Below are 16,196 nucleotides of genomic sequence, written 5' to 3' on the forward strand. Positions count from 1 at the left end.
TGAAATCTTATTGGTTTGAGTTTTAAGAGTTGGCTTTGAGAATGCTTTCCACGGCACCAGACCGTCGTCTCCACTCTCTACCGACACTCCAATGAAAATTCGCCGCCACTTTATCAAGTTTCCTGTCGCCGCCGGCCTGATCGCGGGCTTGACCCTGTCGGCTCTGCCGGCGTTGGCCCAGTCGGTGCAACTGCTCAATGTCTCCTACGATCCGACGCGCGAGCTGTACGTGGAATACAACCAGGCCTTCGCCAAGCACTGGAAGGCCAAGAGCGGCCAGGACGTGAGCGTCAAGCAGTCGCACGGCGGCTCGGGCAAGCAGGCGCGTTCCATCATCGACGGCATCGACGCCGACGTGGCCACGCTGGCGCTGGCCGGCGACATCGACGCCCTGGTCAAGAACGGCAACCTGCTCAAGGCCGACTGGCAAAAGCGCCTGCCGCACAACTCGGCGCCCTACAGCTCCACCATCGTCTTCCTGGTGAAGAAGGGCAATCCCAAGAACCTCAAGGACTGGGACGATCTGGTCAAGCCTGGCGTGCAGGTGATCACGCCCAACCCCAAGACCAGCGGCGGTGCGCGCTGGAACTACCTGGCCGCCTGGGAATTCGCCAAGCGCAAGTACGGCGGCGACGCACAGGCCAAGGACTTCATCGGCAAGCTGTTCAAGAACGTGCCCGTGCTGGACACCGGCGCGCGCGGCGCCACCATCACCTTCGTGCAGCGCGGCGTGGGCGATGTGCTGCTGGCCTGGGAGAACGAGGCCTTCCTGGCACTCAAGGAGTTCGGTCCCGACAAGTTCCAGATCGTCGTGCCTTCGCTGTCCATCCTGGCCGAGCCTTCGGTGGCCGTGGTCGACAAGGTCGTGGACAAGAAGGGCACACGCGCCGTGGCCGAGGAGTACCTGAAGTACCTGTACTCCGAGGAAGGCCAGCGCATCGCCGGCCGCAACTACTACCGTCCCACCGATGCCAAGGTCAAGGCCGAATTCGCGGACAAGTTCCCCAAGCTGGAGCTGGTCACCATCGACCAGGCCTTTGGCGGCTGGGCCAAGGCCGACAAGGACCACTTTGCCGACGGCGGCAGCTTCGACCAGATCTACACCAAGAAGTGAGTGCGGCGCGCCGGCCCGGCCGGCGCCCACCCACTGAATTCACCCGCTTTCCCAGATCTCTGCCAACTACCACGATCCGCCATGTCCATCTTGCTGACTTCCCGCCACTCTTTGCAGGCCCCGCGCCGCACGGCGCAGGCAGGCGTGGTGGCATCCAGCTCTTTTCCTCGCTTCGAGACCGTGGCCTTCGCCAGCCGGCGATGTAGCACCTGACGACTCCGTGCGGTGCGTCTGCAGGCCTGGCCCTGCAGGCGGCCGCCCCTTGCTCCGCCTTCCCTTTTTTTGTTTTTTGGCTGCATGCCGCGCGCATGCATGGGCAGCGCTTTGCCTGCGCCACGCACCACGCACCACGCACCACTCTTCCAAGGATGTCCGTCATGGTCTCGTTTGATTCTTTCCCCCGACACACAGCCAACTGGCGCCGACGCCAACTGCTGGGCGCGGGCCTTGCCGCAGCAGTCGCCACGGTGGGCGGCCCGGCCCTGGCCCAGGACAAGGCGGGTGACCGCGTGCTGCGCGTGGGCCACCAAAAGGGCTGGCTGTCCATCCTGAAGAGCCGGGGCACGCTGGAAAAGCGGCTGGCGCCGCTGGGCGTATCCGTGCGCTGGATCGAGTTCAACGCCGGCCCCGTGCAGTTGGAGGCGCTGAACGTGGGCTCCATCGACTTCGGCGATGTGGGCGAGGCCCCTCCCATCTTTGCGCAGGCCGCAGGCGCACCCCTGGTCTATGCGGGCGCCACCGTGCCGCGCCCCGGGCTGGAGGCGGTGATCGTGCCCAAGGACTCGCCCATCCGCAGCGTGCAGGACCTCAAGGGCAAGCGCGTGGCCTACAACAAGGGCTCGAACGTGCAGTACTTCCTGGTCAAGCTGCTGGAAAAGCATGGCCTGAAGTACGGCGATGTGCAGTCCGTCTTCCTGGCGCCGGCCGATGCGCGTGCCGCCTTCGAGCGCGGCTCCGTCGATGCCTGGCTGATCTGGGACCCCTTCCTGGCTGCCGCGCAAAAGACGCTGGACGCCCGCCTGCTGGCCGATGCCACGGGCGTGGTCAACAACCGCGCCTACTACTTCACCTCGCGCGATTTCGCCACGCGCAATGCCGATGTGCTGCGCATTGCCATCGAAGAGGTCGATGGGATTGACCGTTGGGCCTCGAAGAACCAGACGGCGGCGGCCGCCGAGCTGTCCAGCATCCTGGGCCTGGACAAGTCCATCACCGAGCTGTACCTGAGCCGCGCACGCTTCGGCACCTCGTCCGTGACGCGCGAGATCCTGGCCGAGCAGCAGCAGATCGCCGACACCTTCTTCGAGCTCAAGCTCATCCCCCGCAAGCTCAACCTGCTGCATGCCGCGCCCGTGGACCTGATCGCGTCGCGCCCCTGAGCCCACTGCAAGGAGTCCGCACCATGAACGCCATCCCCAAGAAGCCCCGCCTGGACCGCGTGCGCCGCCAGGCCCTGCAACTGCTGGGCACCACCGCCTTCAGCTGGAGCCTGGCCGGCCAGTACGCACGCGCCGAGACGCCGGCCGCCGTGGCCGGACCCGAGCAGTTGCGCATCGGCTACCAGAAGTCGGCCGTCAACCTGGTCATCCTCAAGCAGCAGGGCGTGCTGGAAAAGCGCTTTGCGGGCACCAAGGTCAGCTGGCTGGAGTTTCCGGCCGGCCCCCAGCTGCTGGAGGCCCTGGCCGCAGGCAGCCTGGATTTCGGCCTGACCGGCGATTCGCCCCCGGTCTTTGCCCAGGCCGCAGGCCGCGACCTGCTGTACGTGGGCGCCGAGCCGCCCAAGCCCGAAAGCTCGGCCATCCTCGTGCCGTCGGACTCGCCGCTGCGCGCCCTGGCCGACCTCAAGGGCCGGCGCGTGGCGCTGCAAAAAGGCTCCAGCGCCCATTACCTGCTGGTGCGCGCGCTGGACAAGGCGGGCCTGGCCTGGAACGAGATCCAGCCCGTGTACCTGGCCCCGGCCGATGCGCGCGCCGCCTTCGAACGCAAGAGCGTGGACGCCTGGGCCATCTGGGACCCGTTCTACGCGGCCACCGAGCTGGCGATTCGCCCGCGCGTGCTGGCCAATGGCGAAGGCCTGTCGGGCAACGCCTCGTTCTACCTGGCCGCGCGCGGACTGGTGGAGCGCCATCCGCAGGTGCTGCGCGCGCTGTTCGACGAGCTCACGCGCGCCGATCGCCTGGCCCAGAGCGCGCGCCAGGAGGCCGTGGCCCTGGTGGCCGGCTTCAGCGGCCTGGATACGGCGGTGGTCAGCCGCTTCATTGCGCGCCGGCCCAGCTCCCCCGTGGGCCTGCTGGCTGCGCAGACCGTGGTGGACCAGCAGCGCGTGGCCGATGCATTTTTTCGGCTGGGCCTGATTCCGCGCCAGGTGCAGGTGGCCGACATCGTCTGGCGGCCCTCGGCGGCCGAGTACGCGCGGCTGGCCGAGCCTGCGGCGGCACGGCCTTCTTCCGCCCTTTGATTTCCTTCCTCGATTCCGTCCCCTGACTGGAGCAGCGCATGCAGGTTTTCTGGTTCATTCCCACCCACGGCGACAGCCGCTACCTCGGCACGGCCGAGGGCGCCCGCCCGCTCAGCCACGACTATGTCAAGCAGGTCGCCATCGCGGCCGACAGCCTGGGCTACGAGGGCGTGCTGATTCCCACGGGCCGCTCCTGCGAGGACCCCTGGGTCGTCGCCTCCAGCCTGATTCCGGTCACCAGGCGCCTGAAGTTCCTGGTCGCCGTGCGGCCCGGCCTGCACCAGCCCAGCCTGGCGGCGCGCATGGCGGCCTCGTTCGACCGCCTGTCGGGCGGGCGGCTGCTGATCAACCTGGTCACGGGCGGCGACCGTGCCGAGCTGGAGGGCGACGGCGTCTTCCTCGACCATGCGCAGCGCTACGAGCAATCGGCCGAGTTCATCCGCATCTGGCGCGAGATCCTTGAGCGCAGCCATGAGGGCGGCACGCTCGACTACGAAGGTGAACACCTCTCGGTCAAGGGCGCCAAGCTGCTGTTCCCGCCGCTGCAAAAGCCGTATCCGCCCGTGTACTTCGGCGGCTCGTCCGAGGCCGCGCACGACCTGGCCGCCGAGCAGGTCGATGCCTACCTGACCTGGGGCGAGCCCCCGGCCGAGGTGGCCAAAAAGATTGCCGATGTGCGCGAGAAGGCGGCGCGCCATGGCCGCAGCGTGAAGTTCGGCATCCGCCTGCACGTCATCGTGCGCGAGACCGAGGACGAGGCCTGGGCCGATGCCGATCGCCTGATCAGCCGCCTCAAGGACGAGACCGTGGTCCAGGCCCAGGCCGCCTTCGCGCGCATGGACTCGGAAGGTCAGCGCCGCATGGCCGCCCTGCATGCCGGCGGAAGCCGCCGCACGCGGGCCGAGCTGGAGATCAGCCCCAACCTCTGGGCCGGCGTGGGCCTGGTGCGCGGCGGCGCGGGCACGGCCCTGGTGGGCGATGCGCAGACCGTGGCCGACCGCATCAAGGAGTACGCGGACCTGGGCATAGACACCTTCGTGCTGTCCGGCTATCCGCACCTGGAAGAGGCCTACCGCTTTGCCGAACTGGTCTTCCCGCTGCTGCCGCTGTCCGTGCGCGACAGGCTGGCTGGCGGCGTGGGCGGGCCGCTGGGCGAGACCGTTGCCAACCTGTACTCGCCGCGCGCGTCGCAAAGCTGAGGGAGTCACGCATGTCCGATGCACGTACCGTTACTGCGCTGCCGGCCTCCTCGGCCCCCCCGGCCGGCGATTCCTGGTCGCCGCTGCTGCGCTTTGCGGCCGGCGTGGGCCGCCGCCTGGTGCCCTGGCTGGTGCCGCTGGCGCTGATCGCCGTCTGGCAGGCCGCCTCGGCCTTCGGCTGGCTGTCCACGCGGGTGCTGCCCGCTCCGCTGGATGTGCTGCGCGCCGCGCAGGCGCTGGCCGAGTCGGGAGAGCTGCTCAAGCATGTGCAGGTGAGCGCGGGCCGCGCGCTGGGAGGCCTGGCCATCGGCGGCGGCCTGGGCCTGGCGCTGGGCCTGCTCACGGGTTCGCTGCGCTGGGCCGAAACGCTGCTGGATTCCACCATCCAGATGGTGCGCAACATTCCCGCGCTGGCGCTGATTCCGCTGGTCATCCTGTGGTTCGGCATCGACGAGAGCGCCAAGCTGTTCCTGATCAGCGTGTCGGTGTTCTTTCCCATCTACCTCAACACCTTCCACGGCATACGCAATGTGGACCCCGCGCTGATCGAGATGGGGCGCAGCTACGGCCTCACGCGCTGGCAGCTGTACCGCGAGGTCATCCTGCCGGGCGCGCTGTCCTCCATCCTCGTCGGCCTGCGTTTTTCGCTGGGCCTGATGTGGGTGATCCTCATCGTGGCCGAGACCATTTCGGCGCAGTCGGGCATCGGCTACCTGACCATGAACGCCCGCGAGTTCCTGCAGACCGACGTGGTGCTGGTCGGCATCCTGCTGTACGCCCTGCTGGGCAAGCTGGCCGACTGGTTTGCGCGTGCGCTGGAGCACTGGTGGCTGCGCTGGCATCCGGGCTACCAGCCCAAGTGACACAAGGAGCACGACATGAGCCGATGGAACCGTATGAAGACCACGCTGGCACAGGCCGTGGAGCTGAACACCACCGCGCCGGCGATGGCCTGGGAGGCCTCGTTCGATGCCGATGGCCTGGACGTCAGCGACCGCCTGGCCCAGAACGACGATGCGCCGCAGTCCGCATCCCCCCAATCCGCACCGCGCCGTGGCGTGCGCCTGCAGGCCGGCGGGCTGACCAAGCGCTACGGCCAGCGCGAGGTGCTGCACGAAGTGCAGCTGCAGGTGGAGCCTGGCGAATTCGTCGCCATCGTGGGCCGCAGCGGCTGCGGCAAGAGCACCTTGCTGCGTCTGGTCGCAGGCCTGGAGCAGGCCACGGCCGGCACCTTGCTGCTGGACGGCGAGCCCGCCCGCGCCGTGCAGGGCGCGCAGGGCGGCACGCGCATCATGTTCCAGGACGCGCGCCTGCTGCCCTGGCGGCGCGTGCTGGCCAACGTGACGCTGGGCCTGCCCGCCTCGGCCCAGGAACGTGGCCGCGAAGTGCTGGCCCAGGTCGGCCTGGCCGACCGCGAGGGCGAATGGCCGGCGCGCCTGTCCGGCGGCCAGCGCCAGCGCGTGGCCCTGGCGCGTGCCCTGGTGCACCGCCCGCAACTGCTGCTGCTGGACGAGCCGCTGGGTGCGCTCGATGCGCTCACCCGCATAGAGATGCACCGCCTGATCGAAGGCCTGTGGCAGCGCCACGGCTTCACGGCCCTGCTGGTCACGCATGACGTGCAGGAGGCCGTGGCCCTGGCCGACCGCGTGGTGCTGATCGAGGACGGCCGCATTGCGCTGGATGAACGCATCGCCCTGCCACGGCCGCGCGTGCACGGCAGCGTGGCGCTGGCGGCCATCGAGCAACGCATCCTCGACCGCGTGCTGCAAAAGCCCGCCGCCGAGCCCGACTCCAACCCGCTGACCGACACCACGGCCTGGCCCGGCGTGCCGGCCCATGGCCTGCGCTGGGCGGTCTGACTTTCCGTTTTCCCCCACCTTCCTTTGATTCCTTTTGATCCCCAGGAGAAAAACATGTCCATTCAAGCCATCAACGTGCGCAACCAGTTCAAGGGCCAGGTGCGCGAAATCATCCGAGGCGACGTTGTCTCCGAAGTCGATGTGCAAACGCCCTGGGGCGTGGTCACCTCGGTGATCACCACGCGCTCGGTGGACGAGCTGGGCCTGGTCGTGGGCTCCGACGTGGTGGCCCTGGTCAAGTCCACCGAAGTGTCCATTGCCAAGCTCTGAGGCCAAGCTCTGAGGCCAGGCACTGAAGGCACTGCCGATGCTCAACCGCCCCAGAGCATCGGCTTGTTGACCATGAGGTAGTAGGTCACGGCCATGGCGATGAAGGCCGGGTAGCCCAGCGCCTCCCAGCGCCGGGCATAGACGGCATACAGCGCGGGCAGGGCGGCCTGCGCTGCGTGCGCGCCGCGCGCCATGGCGGCCATGCGCACCTGCAGCCAGACCACGGGCAGCCAGCAGGCGCCGGCCAGCAGGTACAGGCCCAGCGACAGTGCCAGCCACGGCGTGGTCAACGGCCAGCCCGCCATATGGGCCAGGGCAATGCCGCTCACAGGCTGTATGACCACGCAGGGCGTGGTGAACCACCAGTCCGCACGCACCACCAGGCGGCTGACCACGGCCTGCGCAGCGACGCTGCCGCTGCGGTTGGCGAAGAACATGTAGAAGGCCGAGCCCAGGCCGGTGCCGACCAGCAGCACGCTGGACGCGATATGCAGCGTCTTGAGCAACAGGTAGAGATTCATGCGGACTCCTTCGGGGTGACAGGTGCCGACATCAGGTGCAGCAGCATGGCGGCGATCGGCAGGTTCTTGAGCAGCGGCCCCAGCGGATGCAGCCACAGCGTGGGCTGCAGCACCGTGGCCAGCACGGTCATGGCGGCCATCAGCAGCAAGGCCGCCAGATAGCTCTCCCGGCCCGGCCGCAGCCACAGCGCCAGGCCCACGGCCAGGTCGGCGAGCAGGCCGCTCCAGATCAGGAATGTCTGCCAGCCCGCATCGTGGATGCCGGCGTCGGCCAGCACCTGCACGCTCAGGCCCCGGTGCTCAATGGCGCTGACCAGGGCCGTGCCCAGCCAGACGGCGATCAGGCTCAAGTGCATGGTGCGCAGCGGTGCTGGAACGGGGCGGGAGCGGCGCTCATCCATGGCGCAAGGTGGACAGCAGTTGGGAGGGCGCAATGCCGGGCCGGCCCAGCAGGCCTTGCAGGCCAGCCGGATCAGTGACGTTGTCGCTGGCCAGCATGGCCAGTGTCTCGCTGCACCAGGGCGAGGCGCTGACCCAGTCGCCAGCGCGTGCGCTGGCGCGGGTGAGCCAGCCGGGCAGCGTGCCCACGCGAGCGGGGGCGCGGCCCATTTGCGCGCGCAGGCTGGCAATCAGTGCGGCCAGCGGCAAGGGCAGGGGGCCACCGATCTCGATCATGCCCACGGGCTCGGGGCGCGTCACCAAGCCGGCCACGGCCTCGGCCAGGTCGCGCACGGCTACCGGCTGCACGCGGGCCTGCAGCACGGGGCGCGGCAGCAGCAGCGCCGGCAGGCGCGCCATGGACAGGAACATCTCGCTGCTGGCGCCGCCAGCGCCGAACACCACGCTGGGGCGGACCACGCAGCCTTGCAGATGTCCGGCTGCCGTGAGTGCCAGCAGATGCTCGTCAGCGGCGCGCTTGGTGGTGGCGTAGCGCGTGGCACTGCCTTCTATGCCCAGGGCAGAGATCTGCACCACGCGCCGCACGCCGGCCGCCGCGCAGGCATCGAACAGGGCGATGGGGGCCTTGGCATGCATGGCATCGATGGGCCGGGAGGCGCTGTCGCGCAGCACGCCCACGGCATTGACCACGGCATCCACGCCCGCCAGGTGCGGCAGCCAGGCGTCGGGCGTGGTGGCCTTGGCGTAGTCGAGCGCCGGCAGGGAATGGCGGCTGCGTGCCACGGGATCATGGCCGGCCAGGGCCAGCAGGTTGACGATATGGCGGCCGATGAAGCCGTTGCCGCCGCAGACCAGAATGCGCATGGTGACCTCCAGTTTCTCTTGTGACGGAAATTTCAGGCTCAGCGTCCGCGCTTGACACGGGTGTCAGCGGCCTCGGAGCGCACGAAGCGCTGCACGCTGGCGCCCAGGCGCAGGAGCTTGTCCAGCGTGGAGGGCGACAGCCGCAGCATCTCGTCGGTCCAGATGCCCAGCGACTCCATGAGGCGCAGCGTCTCGTGCACGCGGTCCTGGGTGTCGGGGGATTCGGCATCGAAACCGGGCTCGGCGATCAGTTCGCGCAGCATCTCGGAGGTCGGGTCGAATTCGCGCTGCTTGCGCTCTCGCACGATGGTGCGCAGCAACTCCCAGACATCGGACGAGGTCTCGAAGTAGTCGCGGCGGTCACCAGGCCTGCGGCTGGTGCGGATCAGCTCCCAGCCTTGCAGTTCCTTGAGGCTGTTGCTCACGTTGGAGCGAGCGGCGCCCAGCGTGTCGGCAATCTCTTCCGCGTTGAGCGGGCGGCCATGGAAGAACAGCAGGGCGTGGATCTGGGCGACCGTGCGGTTCACCCCCCAGGAGCTGCCCATGTCGCCCCAATGGTGGATGAAACGGTGTGCGATGGGACTCAGTTGCATGGCCTCAGTGTCTGCAGGCCTGAAATTTCTGTCAAGAGAGAAATTTGTGAAAGCTGAAAAATCCAGACCGGCTGCAGCGCGGAGGCGGCACCTGGCGGGGCGCGGCATGTGCTGCTCCATAATGCTGGGCAGCCTGGCCTGCCACCCAGTACATACACAGGCGGGCCGCCGTTTTGAGGGGAACACCATGACTGCTGTGCAAAACCTGCGTGCCATCACCGTGCTGGCCGCCTGCGCGCTGGCGCAGGCTGCGTCTGCCGCCTGCTATTCCGTCTACACGCCCGAGCAGGAGCTGATCTACCGCTCCAACCGCCCGCCGGTGGACCTGACCTTGCCGCTGCACCAGACCGTGGACAAGATCGAGCGCGGCGCCACCATGGTGTTCACGCTGGACGAGTTCAACTGCCTCACTGAAGTCAATCTGCTGGCCGAGCGCGAACAGCTGGCGCGTGCACGCCAGGAGCGCCAGCGGGACCTGGGCCGCAGCAGCACGCCGCGCTCCTGAGGGGCAAAAGCGAGTTCGGGGCTTTTTTGGGGGGGCGCCACCAGGGCAATCGGAGAGCCTGAGACAATCTGGCCCCATGAGTGAACCCCGCGACAACAAGATCCCCGACAACCTGCCCGAAGCCGACGCCGACGCCCCTGCACTGCCCGAAGGCTGGCTGCAGGTCCTGTCCATGGATATGGACGCCCAGGGCGTGGCCCGCAAGAGCGATGGCAAGGTGGTATTCATCGACGGCGCCCTGCCGACCGAGCTGGTCAGCGCCAACACCCATCGCAAGAAAAACAACTGGGAAGCCGCCAGCCTGACGGCCATCCACCGCGAATCCTCCCAGCGCGTGCGCCCCGGCTGCCCCAACTTCGGCTTGCATGCCGGCGCCTGCGGCGGCTGCAAGATGCAGCATCTGCACGTCGCTGCCCAGGTGGCCATCAAGCAGCGCGTGCTGGAGGACAACCTCTGGCATCTGGCCAAGGTCAGGCCCGAGACGCTGCTGCGCCCCATCGAAGGTCCGTCGTGGGGCTACCGCTTCCGCTCGCGCCTGTCGGTGCGCTACGTGGCCAAGAAGGGCAAGGTGCTGGTGGGCTTTCACGAGCGCAAGAGCCGCTACATCGCCGACATGGAAACCTGCAAGGTACTGCCGCCCCATGTGGATGCCATGCTGCTGCCCATGCGCGCGCTGATCGCCTCCATGGATGCGCGCGAAACCTGCCCGCAGATCGAGGTCGCCTGCGGCGATTCGGTCACGGCCCTGGTGCTGCGCCACCTGGAGCCGCTGTCCGAGGACGACCAGGCCCGGCTCCGCGCTTTCGCGGCCGAGCACAACGTGCAGTGGTGGCTTCAACCCAAGGGCCCGGACACCGTGCACCTCATGGAGCAGGGAGGCGCCCAGCTCGATTACGGCCTGCCTGATTTCGGCATCACCATGCCGTTCAAGCCCACGGACTTCACCCAGGTCAATCCGCACATCAACCGCGTGCTGGTCACGCGCGCGCTGCGCTTGCTGGATGTCAAGAAGGATGAGCGCGTGATCGACTGGTTCTGCGGTCTGGGCAACTTCACCCTGCCCCTGGCCACGCAGGCGCGCGAGGTGCTGGGCATCGAGGGCAGCGACACCCTGGTCAAGCGCTCCCATGAAAACTACGCGGCCAACAACGCGCAGCGGGCGGAAGGCGACAAGCTCGCGCCCACGCGATTTGTGGCACGCAACCTGTTCGAGATGACGCCCGAGATGCTGTTCGCCGACGGCGTCGCCGGCAAGTGGCTGGTCGATCCGCCGCGCGAAGGAGCGTTTGCGCTGTCCAAGGCCCTGGCCGACATCCATCAGGCGCGCATCGGCGCCGAAGGTGCCGAGCCCCTGCCGGCAGGGCATGAGGACTGGCGCTTTCCAGAGCGCATCGTCTATGTCAGCTGCAATCCCGCCACGCTGGCACGCGATGCCGGTCTGTTGGTGCACCTGGCCGGCTATCGCTGTGTTTCGGCCGGCGTGGTCAACATGTTCCCGCACACGGCCCATGTGGAGAGCATGGCGGTGTTCGAGCGTCGCGTGGACTGACGGCGGCCCCGCAGGCCCTGCATGAAAAAGCCGTGGCCGCCTGAGGGCGCCACGGCTTTTTTTGCGGCCGGATCCGGATGCCTGCCGGATCAGCTGCGATTGCGTCCTGCCGAAGGCTCGGCAGGCACATCTTCCTTGTCGCTGCGGCGGCGGTCACTCTGGCCCAGGACCGAAGGCGTGCCCTCGATCTTGTTGGCGCGCATGTACTCGTCCATATCCTTCCAGCCTGCGAACACCAGGGCCTTGGGCGATTTGGGATTGAGCGTGTAGCAATCCTCCAGCCCGCGCAGGGCATGGCGGCAGGCCCCGCCAATGGCCTTGGCCTCGGCCTCCTTGGCGACGGCGCGGGGGTCCGGCCCCAGGCCCGGAATATCATCCAGCTTGCAGCCGGCAAGCAGCGTGGGCAGCAGCAGGATGGCGAAGGTGCGGGGAAGATTAGGCATGGTCATCTTGACGAGATTATCGGCACGACCCGGAAAAAGTTGAGCCCGCCTTGCACGAATGATGATCCCGGACATGCAAAAGGCCTCCCGAAGGAGGCCTTTTGTGTTGCAGCACGCAAGGCGCAGCCTTGGCGCGCGCGGCATCAGTCGCGTTCGCCGCCCATGATGCCCAGCAGGGCCAGCAGGCTCTGGAACACGTTGAACAGGTCCAGGTACAGGGCCAGCGTGGCGCTGATGTAGTTGGTCTCGCCGCCGTCCATGATCTGCTTGAGGTCATAGAGCATGTAGGCGCTGAAGATGCCGATGGCCGCCACCGAGATCGCCATCATGCCGGCCGTGGAGCCGATGAAGACGTTGATGATGGAGCCCACGAACAGCACCAGCACGCCCACGAACAGGAACTTGCCCATGCCCGACAGGTCGCGCTTGATCACCGTGGCCAGCGAGGCCATGACCAGGAACACGCCGGCCGTGCCTGCAAAGGCGGTCATGATCAGCTCGGAGCCGTTCTTGAAGCCCAGGATCATGCCGATCATGCGCGACAGCATCAGGCCCATGAAGAAGGTAAAGCCCAGCAGCACGGGAATGCCGGCTGCCGAGTGCTTTGTCTTCTCGATGGCGAACATGAAGCCGAAGGCGCCGCCCAGGAAGACGATGAGCCCCAGACCGCCGCTCAGCGAGCGCGTGATGCCCGTGGCCACGCCCAGCCAAGCGCCCAGCACGGTGGGGAGAAGACTCAGGGCCAGCAGCCAGTAGGTGTTGCGCAATACGCGATTGCGCTCTTGCTGCGAGACACCGTAGCCCGCAGAGCCCAGTGTGGTGACTTGATCATTCATGTGGCCAGTCCTCCGAAGGAGTGTTGTTGCGACTTGCCCATTCTAGGTGGCGGCTCGCGCGCCGCTTGCAATACCCCGAGCCGCTGCCATGGTTTGGTTTCGAATGTTTTGTTCTGCGCATGCATTGTCAGTCCTCATACGATTGCTATGCTTATAGGACATTTGTGATGGAATGGATAACTGCAATCTTATGAAGACCAAGCATGAACTCGAACTGGCCGACGTGAAGGCCATTGCCGCCGCCGCAGAGGCCGAGGCGCTGAAGAACAAGTGGGCCGTGACCATTGCCATCGTCGATGACGGCGGTCACCTGCTGTGGCTGCAGCGCCTTGATGGCGCCGCCGCAGTCTCGGCCCATATCGCTCCGTCCAAGGCCCGTTCGGCTGCCCTGGGCCGCCGCGACACCAAGGGCTATGAAGACATGATCAACAACGGCCGTACGGCCTTCCTGAGTGCCCCCACGGTGGACGGCCTGCTCGAAGGCGGCGTGGCCATCATGAAGGACGGCCAGTGCCTGGGTGCCGTGGGCGTCAGCGGCGTCAAGGCCAACGAGGATGCCCAGGTGGCCAGCGCCGGCATTGCGGCTCTGGGTCTGTAAAAGCCCCTGATGCACCCTGCATGAATCTGCCTTTCGGGCCGATTCATGAGGCAAAAGAAAAAGCCCCTGTACTGAGGTATAGGGGCTTTTTCTTTGAAGCGATCCACATTGCAGCGCAGGGAAAAAATGCTTGGCTACGCAAAATCCGAAGATTCTGTTGGCTGGCTAATCGACCTTTGGGACTGGAAGCCCCAAGGTCGCCCCACGATGAAACAAAGAAGCGGTCAGCGGACCCGAACATGACCCGCCGACGGCTGCAATCTTGGTTATTTGGTCAGGATGAGCTTGCCCAGCTTGGTGGCCTGCAGACGATAGGGTGTGCCGTTGTGCACGATGGTCACAGCCTTCTGCCCATTGAGCAGCAAGGTGCTGTCGAGTCCGCTGGCGGCCCCGCTGAGGGCTGCGGATGCTGCGGCCTGCAGCGCTGCAAAGGCCTGGGCTGTGGAGTTGCCGGACAGATGCGAGGTGGCGGCGGAAGTGGCAGACATGCAGGGAATTCCTCAAAAATTGGAAAGTTTTGCGAATGATAACAATTCTCAATTGAAAATCAAGTGAGACTTACTCTCATTGTGGTTTCTGCCCCCCGAACGACCGAACGACCGAACGACCGAACGACCGAACGCCTGATCACCCCGCGAGCTTGTTCCAAGAGCGGGCCGCAATGGAAAACGGCCCCGAAGGGCCGTTGTCGCTGAGCGCCAGGCAACGAATGCCGCTCTCGCGGCCTACTTGACGGGGTCCGTCACAAAGCCGATCTTGCGCACGCCGGCACGCTGGGCGGCGGCCATGGCCTGGGCAACACGCTCGTAGCGCACTTCCTTGTCGCCCTGGATGTGCAGGTCGGGTTGCGGCTCCTTGGCTGCCTCGGCCTTGAGGTTTTCCTCGAACTGCGTATCGCTCACGGCCACGCCATTCCAGTGGTACTGGCCATCAGCGGACACGGCCAGGCGCACGGTGGCGGGCTTGACGTCTTCGGGCTGGTTGGTGGCGCGGGGCAGGTCCACGTTCACCGAATGCTTCATCACCGGCACGGTGATGATGAAGATGATCAGAAGCACCAGCATGACGTCGACCAGCGGCGTCATGTTGATCTCGTTCATCACCTCTTCGCCGTCATCATCCATTGTTCCGAATGCCATGGCTTACGCGCCTTTCTTCAGCGGCAGCACATTGCCGGCTTCCTTGCCGTCGATGGACACACGGGCGCCGGTCACGAAGTAGGCGTGCATGTCGTGGGCAAAGCTGTTGAGTGCGTTGAGGATGGACTTGTTGCCGCGCACCACGGCGTTGTAGCCGAGCACGGCCGGAATGGCCACGGCCAGACCCAGGGCCGTCATGATCAGCGCCTCGCCGATGGGGCCTGCCACCTTGTCGATGGAGGACTGGCCCGACAGGCCGATGGCGACCAGTGCGTGGTAGATGCCCCAGACGGTGCCGAACAGGCCGATGAAGGGAGCTGTAGAGCCCACGGAGGCCAGAATGGCCAGGCCCGATTGCAGGCGGGCCGTGAACTCGCTGATGCCGTTGCGCATGCAGCGGGTCACCCAGTCGCTGATGTCAAGCGTGTCGTGCAGGTGGGCGCTGGTCTTGCGGTGGTGGGCAGTGGCTTCGCGGCCTTCGAGCACCAGGTAGCGGAAGGGGTTGGACCGGTCATTGCCGAGCTTTTCCAGGCCGCTGGCCAGGTCGGGGCTGTGCCAGAAGTCCTGGGCGTTGCGGGCGTACTTCTTGAACTTCACGATGTCCAGGGCCTTGATGATCATCACCAGCCAAGAGGCCACCGACATGGCCAGCAGGATGACGGCGACGGCACGGGTGACGAAGTCTCCCTGCGTCCAGACGTGGGCAATGCCGAATTGGGAATCCATGGATACTCCTGAGAATCAATTGAGGGTGAATTTGACCGGGACCGTAACCCACATGGGGGTTGGCGTGCCGTTGCTCTTGCCGGGGACGAACTTCCAGTTCTTGACGCCGTCCACGGCCTGCTGGTCCAGACGGTCGTAGCCGCTGGATTTGCTGACCTCGATCTTCTGAGGCAGGCCTTGCGCATCCACGAAGATGCGCAGCATCACGGTTCCCTGCTCGCCCATGCGCCGGCTGATGGCAGGGTAGTTGGGCGCCGGGTTGTTCAGGTAGGCGGCATTGTTGGATGGCAGCTCGATCTTGGGCGGTGCCGGAGGGGCAGGAGGCGCGGGCGGGGCAGGTGGGGCGGGCGGTGCCGGGGGGGCCGGCGGTGCCTCCACCACGGGCTTGGGCTCGTCTTCCAGCGTGCCTCGCGGCGCCGCAGGTGCCGGCTTGGGATCGGCAATGGCCTTGGGCAGAGGCGGCGCCTTCTTCACGACCGGCTGTGGCTTGGGGGGGGGCGGTGGCGGCGGAGGTGGCTTGGGGGCCTCGGGCTCGGGCGCGGGTGGCGAAATGAATTCCGCGATCACCTGGGCTGGCACGATGACCTCTTCGGGGGCGCGCTGGAGCAGGCCATGCTGCATCGCCCAGAGGGTTGCTGCATGCAAGACCACGACCGAACCCGCGATGGCCACGTTACGGCCAAGGCCCCCGGGGGGGCCAAAACGATCAGACTGGGACATAGAGACAGAAGGAGCTGACAGCGGATAGGTGCCGGGTGCTGTCGCTCGGAAGACGGAGTATCAGCTGCGCAGGATCCACCAGGTGCATGTAACGACGAGGATCAGGCTGCCGACAAGTGCTGAGAGGAGGACCATGCTTTGCTCTCCAGGATATTGTTGGCAAGCTGGACGGTCTGGGCCGCGATCTCGTTGTGTATGGCCGCCACGGGCTGGGTTGCGCAGCATTGCGCCACCACATCCCGGGCACAACTCTCGCACCGGCCGCACTGCATGGCGATACCCAATTCGAATTGGATTTCGTCAAAGCTCATGCCAGCGTGAGCGTGGCGTGCGATCTCACGGTCGGAAACCCGGCGACATACACAGACGATCATGGCTACAGGCAGTAATGGCTGGCTATTGA

21 protein-coding genes are annotated in these 16,196 nt (G+C 66.5%); 10 read left to right on the plus strand and 11 right to left on the minus strand.

What is annotated here, in order from left to right; translation table 11 throughout:
- Positions 1 to 91 precede the first annotated feature (91 nt).
- From AAN986_RS09960 to AAN986_RS09990, 7 genes are all read left to right on the plus strand, one after another.
- Entirely contained in the window at positions 92 to 1,114 is a 1,023-nt protein-coding gene (locus AAN986_RS09960) for a sulfate ABC transporter substrate-binding protein (protein WP_012206440.1), read from the plus strand.
- Positions 1,115 to 1,491: 377 nt separating this feature from the next.
- Complete coding sequence (locus AAN986_RS09965; protein ID WP_016448337.1) at positions 1,492 to 2,493, plus strand: sulfonate ABC transporter substrate-binding protein; 1,002 nt, start codon at positions 1,492 to 1,494, stop codon at positions 2,491 to 2,493.
- 23 nt (positions 2,494 to 2,516) lie between these two features.
- Positions 2,517 to 3,572 (plus strand): aliphatic sulfonate ABC transporter substrate-binding protein, encoded by a 1,056-nt coding sequence (locus tag AAN986_RS09970; RefSeq protein WP_047218079.1) that lies wholly within the window; start codon positions 2,517 to 2,519, stop codon positions 3,570 to 3,572.
- 38 nt (positions 3,573 to 3,610) lie between these two features.
- Entirely contained in the window at positions 3,611 to 4,771 is a 1,161-nt protein-coding gene (gene ssuD / locus AAN986_RS09975) for an FMNH2-dependent alkanesulfonate monooxygenase (RefSeq protein WP_012206437.1), read from the plus strand.
- Between the two features lie 11 nt (positions 4,772 to 4,782).
- Positions 4,783 to 5,634: an aliphatic sulfonate ABC transporter permease SsuC gene (gene ssuC, locus AAN986_RS09980; RefSeq protein WP_047218080.1), complete on the plus strand. Its 852-nt coding sequence runs from the start codon at positions 4,783 to 4,785 to the stop codon at positions 5,632 to 5,634.
- A 15-nt stretch (positions 5,635 to 5,649) separates the two neighbouring features.
- Complete coding sequence (locus tag AAN986_RS09985) at positions 5,650 to 6,630, plus strand: ATP-binding cassette domain-containing protein (RefSeq protein ID WP_047218081.1); 981 nt, start codon at positions 5,650 to 5,652, stop codon at positions 6,628 to 6,630.
- Positions 6,631 to 6,684: 54 nt separating this feature from the next.
- Complete coding sequence (locus AAN986_RS09990; protein WP_012206434.1) at positions 6,685 to 6,900, plus strand: molybdopterin-binding protein; 216 nt, start codon at positions 6,685 to 6,687, stop codon at positions 6,898 to 6,900.
- 41 nt (positions 6,901 to 6,941) lie between these two features.
- Here AAN986_RS09990 and AAN986_RS09995 read toward each other — a convergent pair whose 3' ends face one another.
- The 4 genes from AAN986_RS09995 to AAN986_RS10010 are packed head-to-tail and all read right to left on the minus strand — an operon-like array spanning position 6,942 to position 9,277.
- On the minus strand, positions 6,942 to 7,421 hold the full coding sequence (locus AAN986_RS09995) for a DUF2269 domain-containing protein (RefSeq protein WP_012206433.1): 480 nt from the start codon (positions 7,419 to 7,421) through the stop codon (positions 6,942 to 6,944).
- Complete coding sequence (locus tag AAN986_RS10000; RefSeq protein ID WP_047218082.1) at positions 7,418 to 7,822, minus strand: DoxX-like family protein; 405 nt, start codon at positions 7,820 to 7,822, stop codon at positions 7,418 to 7,420. The genes AAN986_RS09995 and AAN986_RS10000 overlap by 4 nt, the downstream gene beginning before the upstream one ends.
- Positions 7,815 to 8,684: an NAD-dependent epimerase/dehydratase family protein gene (locus AAN986_RS10005; protein WP_047218083.1), complete on the minus strand. Its 870-nt coding sequence runs from the start codon at positions 8,682 to 8,684 to the stop codon at positions 7,815 to 7,817. The genes AAN986_RS10000 and AAN986_RS10005 overlap by 8 nt, the downstream gene beginning before the upstream one ends.
- 38 nt (positions 8,685 to 8,722) lie before the next feature.
- Positions 8,723 to 9,277, minus strand: coding sequence for a MarR family transcriptional regulator (locus AAN986_RS10010; protein WP_016453302.1), 555 nt, complete (start codon positions 9,275 to 9,277; stop codon positions 8,723 to 8,725).
- A 187-nt stretch (positions 9,278 to 9,464) separates the two neighbouring features.
- Here AAN986_RS10010 and AAN986_RS10015 point away from each other — a divergent pair, with 187 nt between their 5' ends.
- Both AAN986_RS10015 and rlmD read left to right on the plus strand, forming a co-directional pair.
- Entirely contained in the window at positions 9,465 to 9,782 is a 318-nt protein-coding gene (locus tag AAN986_RS10015; protein WP_017405967.1) for a hypothetical protein, read from the plus strand.
- A gap of 76 nt (positions 9,783 to 9,858) precedes the next feature.
- Positions 9,859 to 11,331: a 23S rRNA (uracil(1939)-C(5))-methyltransferase RlmD gene (rlmD, locus tag AAN986_RS10020; protein WP_046240686.1), complete on the plus strand. Its 1,473-nt coding sequence runs from the start codon at positions 9,859 to 9,861 to the stop codon at positions 11,329 to 11,331.
- Between the two features lie 89 nt (positions 11,332 to 11,420).
- Here rlmD and AAN986_RS10025 read toward each other — a convergent pair whose 3' ends face one another.
- Both AAN986_RS10025 and AAN986_RS10030 read right to left on the minus strand, forming a co-directional pair.
- Positions 11,421 to 11,780, minus strand: coding sequence for a hypothetical protein (locus AAN986_RS10025; RefSeq protein WP_017405969.1), 360 nt, complete (start codon positions 11,778 to 11,780; stop codon positions 11,421 to 11,423).
- A 137-nt stretch (positions 11,781 to 11,917) separates the two neighbouring features.
- Positions 11,918 to 12,610, minus strand: a complete 693-nt coding sequence (locus AAN986_RS10030; protein WP_012206426.1) for a Bax inhibitor-1/YccA family protein — start codon at positions 12,608 to 12,610, stop codon at positions 11,918 to 11,920.
- A gap of 190 nt (positions 12,611 to 12,800) precedes the next feature.
- Between AAN986_RS10030 and AAN986_RS10035 the strand changes: the two genes are divergently transcribed.
- Positions 12,801 to 13,208, plus strand: coding sequence for a heme-binding protein (locus tag AAN986_RS10035; RefSeq protein ID WP_017405970.1), 408 nt, complete (start codon positions 12,801 to 12,803; stop codon positions 13,206 to 13,208).
- Between the two features lie 266 nt (positions 13,209 to 13,474).
- Here the strand turns inward: AAN986_RS10035 and AAN986_RS10040 are convergent, their stop codons facing one another.
- The 5 genes from AAN986_RS10040 to AAN986_RS10060 all read right to left on the minus strand — a co-directional run bounded on the left by AAN986_RS10040 (position 13,475) and on the right by AAN986_RS10060 (position 16,167).
- Complete coding sequence (locus tag AAN986_RS10040; protein ID WP_016448325.1) at positions 13,475 to 13,696, minus strand: hemin uptake protein HemP; 222 nt, start codon at positions 13,694 to 13,696, stop codon at positions 13,475 to 13,477.
- Positions 13,697 to 13,933: 237 nt separating this feature from the next.
- Positions 13,934 to 14,347: a biopolymer transporter ExbD gene (locus AAN986_RS10045; protein ID WP_016448324.1), complete on the minus strand. Its 414-nt coding sequence runs from the start codon at positions 14,345 to 14,347 to the stop codon at positions 13,934 to 13,936.
- 3 nt (positions 14,348 to 14,350) lie between these two features.
- A complete protein-coding gene (locus AAN986_RS10050; protein WP_016448323.1) occupies positions 14,351 to 15,073 on the minus strand; it encodes a MotA/TolQ/ExbB proton channel family protein in 723 nt (240 codons plus the stop codon).
- Between the two features lie 15 nt (positions 15,074 to 15,088).
- Positions 15,089 to 15,793 (minus strand): energy transducer TonB, encoded by a 705-nt coding sequence (locus AAN986_RS10055; RefSeq protein ID WP_016448322.1) that lies wholly within the window; start codon positions 15,791 to 15,793, stop codon positions 15,089 to 15,091.
- 101 nt (positions 15,794 to 15,894) lie between these two features.
- Positions 15,895 to 16,167, minus strand: a complete 273-nt coding sequence (locus tag AAN986_RS10060; RefSeq protein ID WP_016448321.1) for a (2Fe-2S)-binding protein — start codon at positions 16,165 to 16,167, stop codon at positions 15,895 to 15,897.
- Positions 16,168 to 16,196: the final 29 nt, after the last annotated feature.

Source organism: Delftia sp. DS1230 (assembly GCF_040112715.1).
GTDB lineage: Bacteria > Pseudomonadota > Gammaproteobacteria > Burkholderiales > Burkholderiaceae_C > Comamonas > Comamonas tsuruhatensis.